13 protein-coding genes and 1 other annotated feature are annotated in these 16,805 nt (G+C 38.3%); of the genes, 4 read left to right on the top strand and 9 right to left on the bottom strand.

Annotation, left to right across the window (positions count from 1 at the left end):
• Nucleotides 1–125: 125 nt before the first annotated feature.
• The 6 genes from trxA to zapA all read right to left on the bottom strand — a co-directional run bounded on the left by trxA (nucleotide 126) and on the right by zapA (nucleotide 8,285).
• Nucleotides 126–440 carry a thioredoxin gene (gene trxA / locus Q5760_RS19780; protein WP_428909322.1) on the bottom strand — a complete coding sequence of 105 codons (315 nt, stop codon included), beginning with the start codon at nucleotides 438–440 and terminating at the stop codon, nucleotides 126–128.
• 259 nt (nucleotides 441–699) lie between these two features.
• The gene (locus Q5760_RS19785; protein ID WP_428909323.1) at nucleotides 700–2,397 is read right to left on the bottom strand and encodes an AMP-binding protein; all 1,698 of its coding nucleotides are present in this window, start codon (nucleotides 2,395–2,397) and stop codon (nucleotides 700–702) included.
• 464 nt (nucleotides 2,398–2,861) lie between these two features.
• Nucleotides 2,862–5,219 (bottom strand): endonuclease MutS2, encoded by a 2,358-nt coding sequence (locus Q5760_RS19790; protein WP_428909324.1) that lies wholly within the window; start codon nucleotides 5,217–5,219, stop codon nucleotides 2,862–2,864.
• A 275-nt stretch (nucleotides 5,220–5,494) separates the two neighbouring features.
• On the bottom strand, nucleotides 5,495–7,204 hold the full coding sequence (gene polX / locus Q5760_RS19795) for a DNA polymerase/3'-5' exonuclease PolX (RefSeq protein WP_428909325.1): 1,710 nt from the start codon (nucleotides 7,202–7,204) through the stop codon (nucleotides 5,495–5,497).
• 285 nt (nucleotides 7,205–7,489) lie between these two features.
• A complete protein-coding gene (locus Q5760_RS19800) occupies nucleotides 7,490–8,020 on the bottom strand; it encodes a CvpA family protein (RefSeq protein ID WP_428909326.1) in 531 nt (176 codons plus the stop codon).
• A 13-nt stretch (nucleotides 8,021–8,033) separates the two neighbouring features.
• On the bottom strand, nucleotides 8,034–8,285 hold the full coding sequence (gene zapA / locus Q5760_RS19805) for a cell division protein ZapA (RefSeq protein ID WP_428909327.1): 252 nt from the start codon (nucleotides 8,283–8,285) through the stop codon (nucleotides 8,034–8,036).
• Nucleotides 8,286–8,377: 92 nt separating this feature from the next.
• Here zapA and rnhC point away from each other — a divergent pair, with 92 nt between their 5' ends.
• On the top strand, nucleotides 8,378–9,301 hold the full coding sequence (gene rnhC / locus Q5760_RS19810; protein WP_428909328.1) for a ribonuclease HIII: 924 nt from the start codon (nucleotides 8,378–8,380) through the stop codon (nucleotides 9,299–9,301).
• Between the two features lie 412 nt (nucleotides 9,302–9,713).
• Here the strand turns inward: rnhC and pheT are convergent, their stop codons facing one another.
• The 3 genes from pheT to Q5760_RS19825 form a co-directional block, all read right to left on the bottom strand.
• A complete protein-coding gene (gene pheT / locus Q5760_RS19815; protein WP_428909329.1) occupies nucleotides 9,714–12,128 on the bottom strand; it encodes a phenylalanine--tRNA ligase subunit beta in 2,415 nt (804 codons plus the stop codon).
• A gap of 58 nt (nucleotides 12,129–12,186) precedes the next feature.
• Nucleotides 12,187–13,224 (bottom strand): phenylalanine--tRNA ligase subunit alpha, encoded by a 1,038-nt coding sequence (pheS, locus tag Q5760_RS19820; protein WP_428909330.1) that lies wholly within the window; start codon nucleotides 13,222–13,224, stop codon nucleotides 12,187–12,189.
• Nucleotides 13,225–13,281: 57 nt separating this feature from the next.
• Nucleotides 13,282–13,524, bottom strand: a binding site (T-box leader).
• A 237-nt stretch (nucleotides 13,525–13,761) separates the two neighbouring features.
• Nucleotides 13,762–14,505 (bottom strand): TrmH family RNA methyltransferase, encoded by a 744-nt coding sequence (locus Q5760_RS19825; protein WP_428909331.1) that lies wholly within the window; start codon nucleotides 14,503–14,505, stop codon nucleotides 13,762–13,764.
• Nucleotides 14,506–14,626: 121 nt separating this feature from the next.
• On the opposite strand from Q5760_RS19825, the gene sspI reads away from it, so the two are divergent.
• The 3 genes from sspI (at nucleotide 14,627) to Q5760_RS19840 (ending at nucleotide 16,793) form a co-directional block, all read left to right on the top strand.
• On the top strand, nucleotides 14,627–14,833 hold the full coding sequence (gene sspI, locus Q5760_RS19830; RefSeq protein WP_428909332.1) for a small acid-soluble spore protein SspI: 207 nt from the start codon (nucleotides 14,627–14,629) through the stop codon (nucleotides 14,831–14,833).
• A gap of 239 nt (nucleotides 14,834–15,072) precedes the next feature.
• Nucleotides 15,073–16,323: an erythromycin esterase family protein gene (locus Q5760_RS19835; RefSeq protein ID WP_428909333.1), complete on the top strand. Its 1,251-nt coding sequence runs from the start codon at nucleotides 15,073–15,075 to the stop codon at nucleotides 16,321–16,323.
• Between the two features lie 200 nt (nucleotides 16,324–16,523).
• Nucleotides 16,524–16,793, top strand: a complete 270-nt coding sequence (locus Q5760_RS19840) for a hypothetical protein (RefSeq protein WP_428909334.1) — start codon at nucleotides 16,524–16,526, stop codon at nucleotides 16,791–16,793.
• Nucleotides 16,794–16,805 lie beyond the last annotated feature (12 nt).

Consider the following 16,805-nt stretch of genomic DNA (forward strand, 5'->3'; position numbering starts at 1 on the left):
AAATACCAGCCTCCCTATCCATCTATTTTAGAGGCTTCAATGACCATATAGCAAGAAATACATACGAAAATCCCATAGCCAAATTTTAGCTATGGGATCCATATTTTAGAAACCGTTGTTTCTAATTAAAATTGTTGTTGTAAACGCTCAGCAAGCGCTTCTTTTGGTTGGAAACCAACAACTTTATCAACCACTTCTCCATCTTTAAGAACTAGAAGTGTTGGGATGCTCATAATTCCGAATTTACCAGCAGATTCTGGATTTTCGTCAACATCTACTTTAACAATTTTAACTTTATCGCCGATTTCTGCGTCTAGATCTTCTAGAACAGGTGCAATCATCTTACAAGGTCCACACCATGGTGCCCAAAAGTCTACTAATACTAAACCAGAGCCAGTTTCATTTGAAAAAGTCTGGTCTGTTGCATGTGTAATGGCCATTCTTTACTCCTCCTTGCTACTTAAGAATTCAGAAAAAGTATAACACTGATTCCTGTATTGTGCTAATAAAAAGCTTCACATGTAATATACCCATTTATCGTCTATATTTATTCTTTCTATACATAGTCCTAATTTGATTGTGGACTTCCTTTTTAAGCACCTTGCTTTCTGTAGACAACTCGGAGTCTTTTTTCCTTCCACTACAATCAAAAGCGTCCAAAATCAACTTGAATCTTAACACATTCATTTATTAGAGACTTTACTCTTTATGATTTTCATTTTCTATTTTGGCTTTCTCTTCATCAATTAAGACTCTTCGCAGTATTTTTCCAATAACGGTTTTCGGTAATTCACTTCGAAATTCATAAATTCTTGGAACTTTATAAGAGGCTAACTGGCGCCTTGAGAATTGGTCTAATTCCTCTTCGGTTACCTGGAATCCTTCTTTTAAAACAATATAGGCCTTAACGGTTTCACCTCGATACGGATCTGGAACTCCAGCAACTACCACTTCTTGAATAGCAGGATGTACATACAAGATTTCTTCCACTTCACGGGGATAAATATTAAACCCACCTGCTATAATCATATCTTTTTTCCGATCGACAACATAAAAGTAACCTTTTTCATCCATATACCCCAAGTCACCGGTTAACAGCCACTCTTCACGAAAAATATGCTCGGTTTCCTGCGGGTTATTCCAGTATCCTTTCATGATTTGTGGACCTTTTACTGCAATTTCGCCAATTTCTCTAGGAGGAAGGGGGGCGCCGTTTTCAAGGGATAATATGACCGCATCGGTATCTGGCCACGGAACTCCGATGCTTCCTTTCACTCTTTGACCCCACAGAAAATTCGCATGGGTGACAGGGGATGCTTCGGTTAAACCATATCCTTCTACTAGTTTTCCACCTGTTATGTCTTCAAACTTTTGTTGGATTTCAACGGGGAGAGCGGCTGAGCCACTAAGACAGGAGTCGATGGAAGAAATATCATACTTTCTTAGATCAGGATGATTCAGGAGTGCGATATAGATTGTAGGGGCACCAGGAAATAATGTAGGCTTTTGTTTATGAATGGTTTTTAAAGTGGTTTCTGCATCAAACTTTGGAAGTAGGACCATCTTATAGGCTTGCATAATCGAGATTACCATAAGGGTTGTTACGCCATAAACGTGAAAAAATGGAATGACCCCTAATATAATTTCTTCTCCTTTTTTACATTTATACAACCAGGAAGAACACATTGTTCCATTTGCAACGAGATTTTTATGGGTTAGCATCGCTCCTTTGGGCCAACCTGTTGTTCCACCTGTATATTGAATAAGGGCAACATCTTCTTCAAAGTCGATAGGATGATTTAATAATGGCCTTTTTTCCATTTTTAATATTTCGGTAAGCAAGTGATTATGCCCTTCATGCTTCACTTTAACAACAATGCCATATTGTTTTTTCTGGATAAACGGATAGATAAGATTTTTGGGGAAGGGGAGAAAGTCTTTGATAGCGGTTACAATAATGTGTTGAAGGCTTGTTTTCGATTTAATTCTTGACACTCTAGGAAATAAAATATCTAATGTGATGATGAACTTGGCACTGCAATCATTCATTTGGTATTGTAACTCTCGCTCGGTATAAAGGGGATTCGTTTGAACCACAGTTCCACCGGCAATGAGCACCCCATAGAAACTAATAACGGCTTGGGGCGTGTTTGGCAGCATGATTGCTACGCGATCCCCTTTTTCGAGTCCAATTCCTTGCAAATAAGCTGCAAGAAGTTCTGCTTTCTTGTAGATATATTGGAAAGTGAATTCTTTTCCTAAAAAATGAACCGCGATTTTATCAGGGAACTCAGTAGCGGATTTAATCAGGTATTCATGTAATGGTTTTTCAATATATTGTAAATGTGATGGGATTTCTTCAGGGTAAAATTGAAGCCATGGTTTCTGACTATCCATAAGGTAACCCTCCCTTAGCATGGAAAAACCTATTGCTAATATTATATGGTGACGTTTTGTTCAAGTAGAACTGAAATATTAACCATGATGATGTTGATGTTATTGTACACTTTTGATGGGGACTTTCTTAGGAATGGACTTCGTTGCATGAGGAAGACCATTTCTAATATTCTATTCTTTGATTTTGGTCTTCGTCACCCTTATGAAGACCTTTCCTCATCCGTCCTTCCCCAATTTTGGTCTTCATCCATCCTTATGAGATTCATTCCTTACTTTCGTTCCCTTTTATTTGGTGTTTATTATAAAAAAAAATCCTTCATCAACTATGATGAAGGATTTTGTAACCTCAATTCTTTTACAAAGCCATATAAATAATCCCAACAATCAAAAAGACAACACAACAAACCATCAGTATTTTTGCCAGTTTCTCCATTTGATTTCTCCCCTTATTCTTATCGGGTCAATTACTTCAGTTCAGCGATTGTCACACCGCTTCCACCTTCCGCTTGGTTTCCAAAGCGAATGTGTTTGACGAATCGGTGGTTACGTAAATATTCTTGTACCCCTTGTCTTAGTGCCCCTGTGCCTTTTCCGTGGATAATCGATACATGTGGATACCCAGCTAATAAAGCATCATCAATGTATTTTTCGACTCTTATAAGAGCATTTTCATATCGTTCACCACGTAAATCAAGCTCAGGGCTAACATGAAAGTCCTTTCCTTTAACGCTTGCTATCACTTTCGTTTCAGGCATTTTTGGTGTTTTGATGAATTCTAAATCTTTTTCATCTACCTTCATTTTTAAAATACCCATTTGGACTTGCCATGCATCTCCACCTACTTTTTCAACCAAAATACCTTTTTGATCAAAACTTAGTACTTTTACTTCATCGCCAGGATGGAAGACATGCTTTTCTTTTTTCTTTATAGAAGGATGTTTTGTTTTAAGCTCTTTTGGTGCAGCTTCTGTTAATCGTTTTTGTGCGTCAATTAATTCATGTTCCTTGATTTCTGCGTGCTTCTCTTGCTGCATCTTTCGTAAATCATGAATGACCGTTTCCGATTCTCTTTTCGCCTTTTCGATGATAGATTGGGCTTCTTTCGTCGCTTTTTCATAGAGAGTGTCTTTCTTTTCATAGTATTGCATCATCTGCTGTTGTAAATCTTTATGCATTCTTTCCGCATTTCGCAACAGTTCATGAGCCTCATCTAACTCTCTCTCGGCCTCTCTTTTGCTTTCTTCAAGTGCAGCAATCATATTTTCAACTTGATGCGTGTCGGCACCAACAAAGGAACGGGCCGTATCGATTACACGCTCATCTAATCCCAATCGTTTTGAAATTTCAAAGGCATTGCTTCGTCCCGGAACACCAATTAATAAACGATACGTTGGGCTCAAGGTTTCAACATCGAATTCAACACTTGCATTGACTACCTCTTCACGATTATAACCGTATGCTTTTAGCTCTGGATAATGGGTCGTAGCAATGACCCTTGCACCGCGGCGGTTAACCTCGTCCAAAATCGCAATCGCAAGTGCAGCACCTTCCTGTGGGTCTGTACCTGCTCCTAATTCATCAAATAAAACAAGACTATCAAAACTTAATGAATCCAATATATCTACAATATTGACCATATGAGATGAGAACGTACTTAAACTTTGCTCAATTGATTGTTCATCCCCAATATCAGCAAAAACAGAACCAAATACAGCCATTTCTGATCCATCTAACGCTGGAATCTGTAACCCTGCTTGCGCCATTATCGTACAAAGTCCGACTGTTTTAATGGTTACGGTTTTTCCCCCTGTGTTTGGACCCGTGATTACAATCGCTGTATAATCCTTACCCAATGTGATGTCGTTGGCAACGACATCATCAATAGGAATAAACGGGTGACGAGCTTTTACAAGAGAAATTCGTCCTTCTTGATTCATGATTGGCTTAGAACCCTTAATGGTTCTGCCATAACGAGCTTTTGCAAACATAAAATCAATATTTGCTAACACTTTTACAATGCCTTCCATTTCAGAACTGTATTCAGCGGTTTTCGCGGATAACATGATAAGAATCCGTTCAATTTCCTGTTGCTCTTTAATCCGGATGCTGGACAGCTCGTTGTTCAATTCAACAATCGCTTGCGGTTCAATAAACAGAGTTTGCCCTGATGAACTTTGGTCATGAATAATCCCGCCATAGTGAGCTCGGTATTCTTGTTTAACCGGAATAACAAATCGATCATTTCGGATTGTCACAATTGCATCCGATAGCATTTTCTGCGCACTTGAGGAGCGTATCATGCTTTCAAGTCGCTCTCTGACACGACTTTCTTTCGCGCGATGCTGATTTCTTAGGTGTCTTAGAGTGTCACTGGCACTATCTAACACTTCTCCGTTATCGTCGACCGCCTTTTTGATTGCCTCTTCCAACTCTGCAAGCACGACAATTTGGTCTACTTGTGAAAGTAAATGAGGAATCGATTCATCTTCTTCTGCAAACTCTTCAACAAATCGTTTAATTTGTCTGCTCGCATGAACGGTGCTTGCTACTTGCATGAGTTCTTGTGCGCTAAGCATTCCACCAATAACCGCTCGCTTCATATGTGGACGAACGTCGAAAATTCCACCTAAAGGGATATTCGCTTTAATCCGTAATATTTTTGCTGCTTCGTCTGTTTCTTCTTGTCTTTTTACAACTTCATCAAAATCATTTGATGGCTCTAATTTTTCTGCAAGCTCTCTTCCTAATGAGGATGAAACATGCTGGAGCAGCTGTTCCTTTACTTTATCAAATTCCAATACTTTTAAAACGCGTTTATGCACGGAGATTATTCCTCCCTTTTCAGAAAAGCGGAAGCGCCTTGCCCACCCCCGATAAAGAAAACTCTCCGACTGTCAAGCCGATAGGCGTAGACAGAGGAGTAGTTGCCCTTATGCCGGTACGGCCAAGCACAAGCCAATCCTCTCAGAAAGGTGTTCTTTACCTTTCTGAGAGGATTGGCTTGTGACCTCGAGGGGGTAGGCGCTGGGGGTAGGCGCTGGAGCTAGACCACTATAATTGTTTTAACTTCATTTACTTATTAACTAGTTTTTACATTTTAACGATCATGTAAAAAAGCCAGCAGTTCTTGTTTCGTTAATGTATTTAATACAGTCGACTTTTTGATCCAACCCTTTTTAGCGGTTGAAACACCAATTTTCATATGATCAAGAGTTTCCTTTTTATGAGCATCTGTATTGATCATAATCTTAACGCCAGCCTCTTGAGCTTTTCGAATGTTTTCAGCGGATAGATCCAGACGATTTGGATTGGCATTTAGCTCTAAAGCTGTGTTCGTTTCTTTGGCCAACTGAATTAATAAATCCATATCAACATCGTAACCATCCCGTCTTCCAATCTTTCTTCCGGTTGGGTGGGCAATTAAATCTACATTTGCATTATACAAGGCTGTTTTTAATCGTTCCATTATTTTCTCTTTCGGTTGGGAAAAAGCAGAATGAATGGACGCAATGACAAAATCCATGGATTCCAACAATTCATCATCAAAATCCAGTGTACCATCTGGCAGAATATCCATCTCAACCCCTGCTAAAATGGTAAAATCATCATATTTTTCGTTGATCTTTCTAATTTCTTCTCGTTGTTGCCTTAATCTTTCGGGTGTCAGTCCATTTGCTACTTTCAAATATTGAGAATGATCGGTAATCGCCATATACTGATAGCCTTTTGCTCGGCAGGCTTCAGCCATTTCTTCAATCGAATGAGCTCCATCACTCCACGTGGTGTGCATATGTAGGTCACCTTTTATATCCTCTAGAGTAATAATTTCTAGCTCTTCATGATATTCCTCAACCTCTGTTCCATCTTCACGCATCTCTGGAGGAAAAAGTGGCAGTCCAAAGTGGGCATAGAACTCTTTTTCTGAATCGAAGGTTGTGACTTCACCCGTTTCAGTGTTTTCCACACCGTATTCACTAATTTTCTCGCCCCGCTTTTTCGCCAGTTGCCTCATTCGTACATTATGATCCTTTGAACCGGTAAAATGATGCAGCGTTGTCGCAAATTCCTTTTGTGTAACAAGGCGAAAGTCGATCGATACTTCATATCCAAGACCCAACACAATGGAAACTTTTGTATCACCTGAAGAAATGACATCCTGAATGCCCTCTACTTTTAATAATTGTTCCTTCACGAGTGCAGGTTCATCCGTTGCAATGATAAAGTCTAAATCCTTGATCGTTTCTCGTACTCTTCGAATACTACCTGCTCTTGAGTATTGAAGCACATGCTCCATTTGAGCTAATACCGCTTCGATTTTTTCAGCAATTGGCAGCATATAAGCTATCGGGAGACGATCGGGTTTTCCCCCTGCTTTTGATAATGCTTCAAGAATTTTTTCTTCTGTTTTCTTTCCAAATCCCTTTAATGCTTGTACTTTATGTTCTCGACAAGCCAGCTCTAAATCAGCTGCATTTTCAATTTGGAGTTCTTTATAAAGTTTAGCAATCTTCTTCCCACCAAGCCCCTGCAATTGTAGAAGTGGAATTAACCCTTTTGGGACTTCTTCTTTTAATTCATTTAAAACCGTGGAGCGTCCTTCATTGATATACTCTTCAATCACAGCGGCTGTCCCTTTACCGATTCCTGGCAAGCTCGTAAAATCGGTTATTTCTTCTAATGTATATGGGCTGGTTTCAAGCGATTGTGCCGCTTTGCGAAACGCAGACACTTTAAATGTATTTTCACCCTTAATTTCCATATAAATGGCAATGGTTTCTAATAACCGAACAACATCTTTGCGATCCATTGTTACAAATTCCACCCTCTCACGTTCAAATTCGCTCCGTGAATTTGCGCCCGGATATAATACCTGAGCTCACTCGATAAATCCTTTAAAAATCCGAGACATCCGCCGGAGGCTTAACTTCATTCAGCTTATAATTGAACTCCTACTTACAGTTGTAGAGGAGTTCTGTAGCTGTCGCAAGCTTTCTGTACAAAAACATTTGCCCAATGAAGTTATAGATTGTTTTTTCAGTATCCCCTAAAAATAAAACTTCTCTTACGAAAGAGAAGTTATTTTATCACTGATTTATTTAATCCACCAATCCTGGATTAAATTAGAAAGAATAGGGGTATGATAAGTGATTAAATTAGAAAGAAACGAATCGGTTAATGCAGATTGAATCCCTTCGATTGGCAGGATTGCTGCAATGAATAATACGATAAACATAATTAAATAGACTTCGATAAAACCTAAAATTCCTCCAGCCCAAACATTTAATTGTTTTAATATCGGAATTTGCGCAATGAAATCTAGCATACTTCCAATTATTTGAAGGAGGATTTTTACAGCAAAAAAGATCACGACAAAGGCGATGGCGCGATAATAGGCATCCTCTAAATTTACACCGTCCAATACAAGGGAAAGTGCCGAGTCTGAACTGAAGTTTGGAAACGGGATCCAAAGTGTTAATTTCGGCGCTAACTTGTCATAATAAAGATAAGCAACAATAAATGCAATGATAAAGCCTGTAAGGTGTATCACTTGAAGAATAAAGCCTCTCTTCAAACCTATTAAAAATCCAAAAATTAATATAATGAGTAGAATAAGGTCTAACATTCATTTCAATCCTTTACTCTTTAATTTCCTTTTCAAGTTGTTCCAATCTGTCTTGTAATTTGAGATAATCATTAACAGTATTAATGGCTGTTAAGACAGCTAACTTATGTGTATCGAGTGAAGGATTCATAGCATGAATTTCGCGCATTTTTTCATCTACGATTGAAGCAACTTGTCGAATATGACGAGTGCTTTCTGTTCCGACGATTGTATATTCAACACCGTATATGTCTATTGTAATCCGGTTTTTACTGGGTTGTGACAAGATTTTCTGCCTCCATTCGAGTGAATCCTACTCCCTATAATACCATGAAACAGAAAAAGCTAAAAGATCAAACGATAATGAGGAGTGAACCTATGGGCCAAGTGGTTTTAAAAGTAAGCATGGATGCAGTGCTTAAAATGAAACAGTATTATGAAGCAAAGTTAACAGACAAAACGCCTCCTGGTGGTTTATTTTCTGCTAAAACAGCAAACTGTACCATTACGGCATATAAATCTGGCAAGGTCCTTTTTCAAGGGGGCGGCTGTGATGCTGAAGCAAGTAAATGGGGGAATGCCTTGCCTTCAAAACCGAAAAAAGAAGCAAAAGTTTCTGCCCTGCCTGATGGCTTTAGTAAGCTCTCGATCATTGGTTCAGATGAGGTGGGAACGGGGGACTTTTTTGGACCGATTACCGTTTGTGCAGCCTATGTTCGGAAGGATCAAATCCAACTGTTAAAAGAAATAGGAGTCCAAGATTCTAAAAACCTCAATGACTATAAAATTTCTGAGATTGCCAAACAATTAATTACCTTTATTCCTTATAGCTTGTTAATTTTAAAAAATGATAAATATAATACCCTTCAGCAATCAGGAATGTCACAAGGAAAAATGAAAGCCCTCTTACATAATCAAGCGATTGGGCATGTTTTAACAAAGATCTCTCCTGAAAAGCCTGAAGCGATTTTGATTGATGAATTTGCTAAAAAAGAAATTTATTATAGTCACTTGCGCGGTCAGGATCGTATTCATCGAGAAAGTGTTTATTTTAGTACAAAAGCAGAAGGAATTCATGTCGCCGTTGCTGCTGCATCGATTATCGCACGCTATTCCTTTGTGCAGTACTTTGAAAAGCTGAGTAAACAAGCCGGTTTCAAAATTCCAAAAGGGGCTGGAGCCCAGGTTGATGTTGCGGCCGCTAGATTAATTAAAGAAAAGGGAAAAGAGGTTCTGCCTTCGTTTGTAAAGCTTCATTTTGCGAATACGGGGAAGGCCATGCGGTTATTGAAACGAGGATAGGGATTCTTATGTGGAGTTGGAGTATCCTTCAGGGCTATGATTGCTTGATTTAAGCACGGATGTTTTTCGGAGTTTCAGCTGTGTGTTTCTTTTTTACACAGCAGTTTTTCGACTTGCTCCTGATTTCTGCTGTGTGTTTATTATACACAGCAGTTTTTTGTGTTGCTCCTGATCTGCTGTGTATTTTTATTTTACACAGCAGTTTTTCCGCTTGCTCCTCATTCCTGCTATGTGTTTATTTTTTACTCGGCAGTTCTTCCGCTTGCTCCTGATTTCTGCCGTGTGTACCAATTTTTACTGGTACTGGCAATTTTTATCCATTTCACCAAACTTCTACTTTAACTTATTCCCAATAGTCCCTATCATAAAAAAACAGATGCAAGGACTCATACCCTCACATCTGCTTTTTTAATTAACCGCGTAATACGGCTCCAGCTTTTTCTTTAACAGCTTCTAATACTTTATCATGCGCTTTTGATACATCTTCCTCTACTAACGTACGTTCAGGGTCAAAGTATTTTAAGGAGAACGCTAATGACTTCTTGCCTTCTTCCATATGCTCCCCTTCGTAAAGGTCAAATAAATGAACTTCTTTTAACAAGTCCCCACCGGCTTCAACAATGATTTGTTGTAATTGCCCTGCTGCGATGTCCTTTTCAACCACTAACGCAATATCACGAGTAATCGATGGGTATCGTGGAATCGTCTGATAAGCAATTGGAGCTACTGTAGCTTCAGCCAACGACTTGAATGATAATTCAAATACATACGTTTCTTTAACATCATAGGCTTTTTGTGTTGATGGGTGAACTTGACCAACAAATCCAATCACATCCCCATTTAATAACACTTCTGCTGTACGTCCTGGATGCATATTTGGAATCGTCGCTTTACGATATTCTACCCCATCCAAAACTCCAAGTGATTCAAATACAGCTTCAATGATTCCTTTTGCTACATAGAAATCAACTGGCTTCTTCTCTCCTTGCCAAAGATTCGCTTCCCAAAGTCCGGTAATCGCACCTGCTACATATTCCTTTTCATCAGGAAGTACATGATCCGCCTCTTTGAAGAATACAGATCCAATTTCATATAGAGCTACTGAGTCCATTTGACGAGCGTTATTGTACTTCACCACTTCTAATAGCTGTGGAATAATACTTAAACGAAGTTCGCTTCGCTCTTCACTCATCGGCATTGCCAGTGTAATGGAATCACGTTTTTCGCGCGTAAATTGAGCTGCCTTTTCTGGGCTTGTCAACGAATACGTTGTGGCTTGGTAAAGCCCTGCTCCTTCTAACGTACGGCGAACAACACGACGTTTTTGTTGATAATCTGTTAAAGCCCCTACAGTTGGTGTTCCAACAGGCAATGTGGATGGAATATTGTCATAGCCATAAAGTCTTGCCACTTCCTCGACTAAATCCGCTTCAATCGTAATATCTCCACGACGAGTCGGTACAGTAACAATAAAGGTATCTCCTTCAACTTTTACATCAAATTGTAAAGCGTTGAAAATATCTACAACTTCTTGGCTGCTAATATTGGCACCAATTGCGGTATTAATTTTATCAAGAGTAATCGATACGACAGCAGGTTCCATTTTTAGATCATCGAATTCAACAGAGCCTTCTAGAATAGTTCCACCTGCATATGTAGCCATCAATTCAGCCGCACGTTCTCCTGCAAGACGAGTTCGTTCTGGATCCACACCTTTTTCAAAACGAGAGCTTGATTCACTTCGTAAGCCATGTTCTTTTGATGCTTTTCTAACAATCGCTCCTTTAAAATAAGCCGCTTCAATCACAACCGTAGTTGTACTTTCAACTACTTCTGAATTGGCACCACCCATAACACCCGCCATCGCAACAGGTTCTTTTCCATTCGTAATCACTAGGTGGTCAGAAGACAATGTACGCTCTGTGCCATCTAGAGTCGTGATTTTTTCAGCGTCTTTGGCACGACGAATAACAAGTTCTTTTGAGTCAAGACGATCATAATCAAAAGCATGTAACGGTTGACCATACTCAAGTAAAATGTAGTTCGTGATATCTACCACATTATTATGCGGACGAATTCCTGCATTCATCAGACGAGTTTGCATCCAAAGTGGAGACGGACCTATTTTTACATCTTTTACGACTTTAGCAATATATAATGGATTATCTTCAGGTGCATCTACTTTTACGCTAATATAATCAGAGGCTTTCTCGGAAGACCCAGAAGCACTAATTTCTGGCCATTTTACCTCACGACCAAGAATCGCAGCCACTTCATAAGCTACTCCTAGCATGCTCATTGCATCTGCACGGTTTGGCGTTAAGCTTAACTCAAGAATTTCATCATCTAAGCCAAGCACTTCTAGTGCATCTTCACCCACTTTAGCGTCTTGTGGGAAATTAAAGATTCCAGTTGAATATTCTTTAGCCACTAATTTTGATTCAATGCCAAGTTCTTGAAGAGAACAAATCATTCCGTTTGATTGTTCACCGCGAAGTTTTGCTTTTTTGATTTTAAAATTACCTGGTAACACTGCTCCAACGGTTGCAACAGCAACTTTTTGTCCTTTTCCTACGTTCGGTGCGCCACAAATAATTTGAACGGGTTCTTCCAGACCGATATCTACCAAACATTTATTAAGCTTATCGGCATTTGGATGTTGTTCACATTCCAATACATGCCCGATCACGACACCCTTTAATCCTTCACTTTTCTTTTCAACGCCTTCTACTTCAATCCCACTTAACGTGATTTTATCTGCAAGTTCTGCCGCACTGATCCCAGAAAGATCTACATATTCTTGCAGCCATTTATATGAAACAAACATCTTTGGTCCTCCTTATATGGTAAAAACTTAATTTTCATCTATAAACTGCTTCCGCTTTTCATTCAAAATGGTCAAATTGTTTTAGGAAACGAACATCATTTGTGTAGAAATGACGGATATCGTCTACGCCGTATTTCAGCATCGCGATTCGTTCTACGCCGATACCAAAGGCAAACCCTGAGTATTTCTTAGAGTCGAACCCTGACATTTCTAATACGCGTGGATGTACGATCCCGCCGCCAAGGATTTCAATCCAGCCGGTTTGCTTACAAACATGACAGCCTTCGCCATGACAAATTTTACAAGATAAATCAACTTCAACGGATGGCTCTGTGAATGGGAAGAAACTTGGACGAAGACGGATTTCACGATCTTGACCAAAAATTTTCTTAACAAATACTTCTAGCGTTCCTTTTAAATCACTCATTGAAATATTTTCATCCACGACTAAACCTTCAATTTGCATGAATTGATGAGAGTGTGTCGCATCGTCATTATCACGGCGATATACTTTTCCTGGACAAATGATTTTAACAGGTCCTTTTCCTTCATGCTTTTCCATGGTTCTTGCTTGAACCGGTGAAGTATGGGTGCGAAGCAAAATTTCTTCTGTTATGTAAAATGAATCTTGCATATCACGAGCTGGGTGACCTTTTGGTAAATTTAATTTTTCAAAGTTATAATTGTCGGTTTCTACTTCAGGACCTTCAGCCACTGCATAGCCAAGACCAATGAAAATATCTTCCATTTCCTCAATGATACGTGTTAATGGATGATGGTTTCCTCTGTTAACCGGTCTTGCTGGCAATGTGACATCAATAGACTCTGATGCTAATTGTTGATTGACAGCTTCCTCTTCTAGAACTGCTTGTTTTTGCTCGATTTCAGATTGAATCTTTTCACGAACAACGTTTACTAAAGCCCCCATTTTTGGGCGTTCTTCTGGAGATAATTTCCCCATTCCACGAAGCACTTCTGTAATCGGTCCTTTTTTCCCTAAATACGCTACACGAACATCATTCAGTTCTTTTAAGTTTGTTGCAGCTTCAATCTTTTGCAACGCTTCATTTTGCAATTCTTCTAAACGCTCTTGCATGAAAAATTTCCTCCTAATTTTTACTTTATAAAAAAACAAAAAAAACCCAATCCCATATAAAGGGACGAGGTTTATGTATCGCGGTACCACCCTTATTAGTTTTGATTATAAAAATCTCCACTCACTTCATTCATAGATAACGGTTTTTTAACCGGAACATTTTTCGGATCAAATGATCCTCCCAATGTCGACTCAAGAGGTGAATTCACTAGAGGCTTCCATAAAATGCTTTCAGTCAAGGCATTTATTCCCTACTAATGGACGCTGATTCTAGCTACTAGGCTCTATCCCTGTCTTTCATTATTCAAATTCGCCCGCCGAATTTGCGCCCGGATATAATACCTGAGCTCGCTCGATAAAATACCTTTAAAAAATCCGTGGCATCCGCCGGAGGCTTAACTTCATTCAGCCGGAGTTGAACCCCCACTGAATTAGAGAAACTTATTGCATTCATCTCCCAATAAAACTAATGGAAGACTTCTGCTGAATGAATTAAATTCTGTTTTATTATAGTACAAATACGGAGTGTTTTCAAATTCATTTCCGTAAATAATACATTAAGATTCCTGCCGCAATCGCTACATTTAACGATTCACTTTTCCCGAATATCGGAATATAAAGATTTTTAGTCGTTTTTGCCAAAAGATTTTTTGAAACTCCTTGACCCTCATTTCCAACAAGTAAGGCAAATTCGTGCATTGGCTCAACTTGGTTGTAAGGAATTCCGCCTTCTAATGCCGTACCATAAACAGGTATATTCATTTCATTCATAAATTCTTCTAAATTTGCTTTTATAATAGGCAAATGAAATAAACTTCCTTGTGTAGAACGAACCACTTTTGGGTTATAAGGGTCTGCACACCCATCTCCTAAAATCACAGCGTCCATACCAGCTGCATCAGCTGTTCGGATCATCGTTCCAATATTTCCTGGATCCTGTACAGAATCAATTAATAAGAATTTCTTTCCTGCAATCGCCGTCAGATCTACTTTAGGGATCTGACAAATCGCCATAATTCCTTGCGGGGTTTCGGTATCACTCAATGCCTTCATCACTTCATTGGTAACGACCGTTACAGGAATACCATCATAATTCCATGTATGCGGAATATCGGTATTTTCATGAAGGATCAGCTGTTGGATAAAATTCTCCTTTAATGCCTCTTCCACTAGATGATAGCCTTCTATTAAAAATAAACCCGATTGATCTCTACCTTTTTTGGTATGTAACTTTTTCCATTCTTTCACTTGTCCATTTTTTACAGAGGTAATGTGTTTCAAAATAAGGGTCTTCCCTTCTACAAATTTTCCATTTTTATAATTATATCGTAAGTAAGAAGCATAAGAAAATCAAATTAAGAAAAGATATAGATGAAATGAAATTAAGATAGGAGTGTTCTCAATGAATTTGAATTTGCGTAATGCGATTATTCACAATGTGACTGGTAACACGCAAGATCAGCTTGAAGATACAATCGTCGATGCGATTAGTACAGGTGAAGAAAAAATGCTTCCTGGTCTAGGAGTTCTTTTTGAAGTCATTTGGAAAAATTCTTCCGAACAAGATAAAAAGGAAATGCTACAATCTTTAGAAAAAGGTTTAAAGTAAGGTCTGAAAAAGTTCCTACTTTATAAATGTAAGACAAGTGATTGTGCAAAAAGCTGTCTTTTCTATTGAACTTTATATTTTATAAAAATAAGTTTTGCAAGCAATCTTGGTCAAATCCTAGTAGCTTATTCTCCCTAATTTATGTTAAATGTAATTATCATAAACGAAGCAATATCCAGTTTTTGGATATTGCTTCGTTTATTCTTTTTCTGTTCATACTAGAAAAGAGGTGAATGATAATGCTTAAAACAGATCAATTAGTAGATCAAATAAAAAAATATGCTGTTCCCTTTTTATCAGCAAATGAGCTAAAGCCTTTAGTAAAAAATGCTAGTGAGGCAAAATATGTTTTACTTGGTGAGGCAAGTCATGGAACGAGTGAATTTTATAGTATTCGTAGTGATTTAACAAAACAACTCATTCAAGAGCATGGTTTTTCATTTGTGGCTGTTGAGGGTGACTGGCCGGCCTGTTATGAGGTCAATCGATATATTAAAGGAATGGCACCTGAATATACTTCTGCTCAAGATATCTTAAAAAAGGCTTTTAATCGCTGGCCTACTTGGATGTGGGCAAATACAGAAATCGTAGAACTAGTTAACTGGCTGTATAACTATAATCAATCACAGTCAGGGAAAAAAATTGGTTTTTATGGGCTAGATGTATACAGTTTATGGGAGTCATTGGATGCCATTGTTCACTATTTAGAAAAAACAAAGTCTCCAGCACTAGCAAAGGCTCTAAATGCTATCGAATGTTTTGATCCACATAATCGCAGACCTGAAAAGTACGGTGTTGCAGCAGCTTTTTACGGTGAAGATTGTATGGATGAAGTACTAGAACTCCTCAAAACTTTTACTATAAACAAAAAAGTGGACTATGATGATCAGGAATCTTTATTAAATATGAAAATCAATGGGATCGTAGCAAGCAATGCCGAGCATTATTATCGGACAATGATAACAGATGATAATGAATCATGGAATATTCGAGATCGCCATATGGTGGAGGCTCTCCATCATATTGGAGAATTTTATGGAACTAGCGCAAAAGGGATTATTTGGGAGCATAACACACATATTGGGGATGCTCGCGCAACGGATATGGCTAATGAGGGAATGGTAAATGTAGGACAATTAACTCGTGAAAAGTATGGCGATCATCAAATCTATGCGATTGGATTTGGTACATATCAAGGAAACGTAATAGCAGCAAAAAAATGGGGCGATTCTCCTGAAGTCATAACTGTCCCAAAAGGTACTGTAGGGAGCTGGGAAGATGCCTTACACCACACAGGTTTAGGTAATCAATATTTATTATTTACAGAAGAAAATAGTGTTGTATTTCGCGATATCGTTGAGCACCGAGCCATTGGAGTTGTCTATCATCCTGATTATGAACAATACGGAAATTATGTTCCATCACGACTTTCTGAACGATATAATGCGTTTATTCATGTTGATACAACAAAAGCTATATCTCCTTTTTAAACATAAAGTGCCAGGATTATAAAGAAACTTTTTAATGCAAATTGTCAGATCAGTTGTAGATATGGATGTTGTGTAAAGTAAATATCTTTTACGATGAAAATCAGGTTGAAGAAAACGACATAAAAAATGAATGAAACAACATGGTTTCCTTTTAAAATAAATGGGCTTTAGATTATTTATAAAGAAAAGGGGTTGCGACATTGAAAATAGATCAAATAAAAACCGTTAATTTTCATATGGAAAACAACAAAGGGGAGTTAATCGTGAAAGGACAATTAAATGGAGAAAGTGATATTCCATTTCATGATGATCTGAAGTTCAAGGGAATTATTGCTTTGCTAAATTCCATTGATAAAAAGAACTTTAGTGAAGCTGAAAATGAAAATAAATTTGATCAATATGTGAAAGAAATGGAAGAGATTATTAATGAAATAAAAAAATATTCACATTTTCAAGGGAATAGGATTTAACCAATGAAAAAA

The sequence above is a fragment of the Niallia sp. Kr1 genome (assembly GCF_050389805.1).
Taxonomy (GTDB): domain Bacteria; phylum Bacillota; class Bacilli; order Bacillales; family Cytobacillaceae; genus Bacillus_BD.

Bases quoted from the DNA above. Each gene is read 5' to 3' on its own strand.
- polX (WP_428909325.1), bottom strand. From the start codon at position 7,204: ATGGATCGCAAAGATGTTGTTCGGTTATTAGAAACCATTGCCATTTAT.
- trxA (WP_428909322.1), bottom strand. From the start codon at position 440: ATGGCCATTACACATGCAACAGACCAGACTTTTTCAAATGAAACTGGC.
- rnhC (WP_428909328.1), top strand. From the start codon at position 8,378: ATGGGCCAAGTGGTTTTAAAAGTAAGCATGGATGCAGTGCTTAAAATG.
- pheS (WP_428909330.1), bottom strand. From the start codon at position 13,224: ATGCAAGAGCGTTTAGAAGAATTGCAAAATGAAGCGTTGCAAAAGATT.
- Q5760_RS19835 (WP_428909333.1), top strand. From the start codon at position 15,073: ATGCTTAAAACAGATCAATTAGTAGATCAAATAAAAAAATATGCTGTT.
- sspI (WP_428909332.1), top strand. From the start codon at position 14,627: ATGAATTTGAATTTGCGTAATGCGATTATTCACAATGTGACTGGTAAC.
- Q5760_RS19785 (WP_428909323.1), bottom strand. From the start codon at position 2,397: ATGGATAGTCAGAAACCATGGCTTCAATTTTACCCTGAAGAAATCCCA.
- Q5760_RS19800 (WP_428909326.1), bottom strand. From the start codon at position 8,020: ATGTTAGACCTTATTCTACTCATTATATTAATTTTTGGATTTTTAATA.
- pheT (WP_428909329.1), bottom strand. From the start codon at position 12,128: ATGTTTGTTTCATATAAATGGCTGCAAGAATATGTAGATCTTTCTGGG.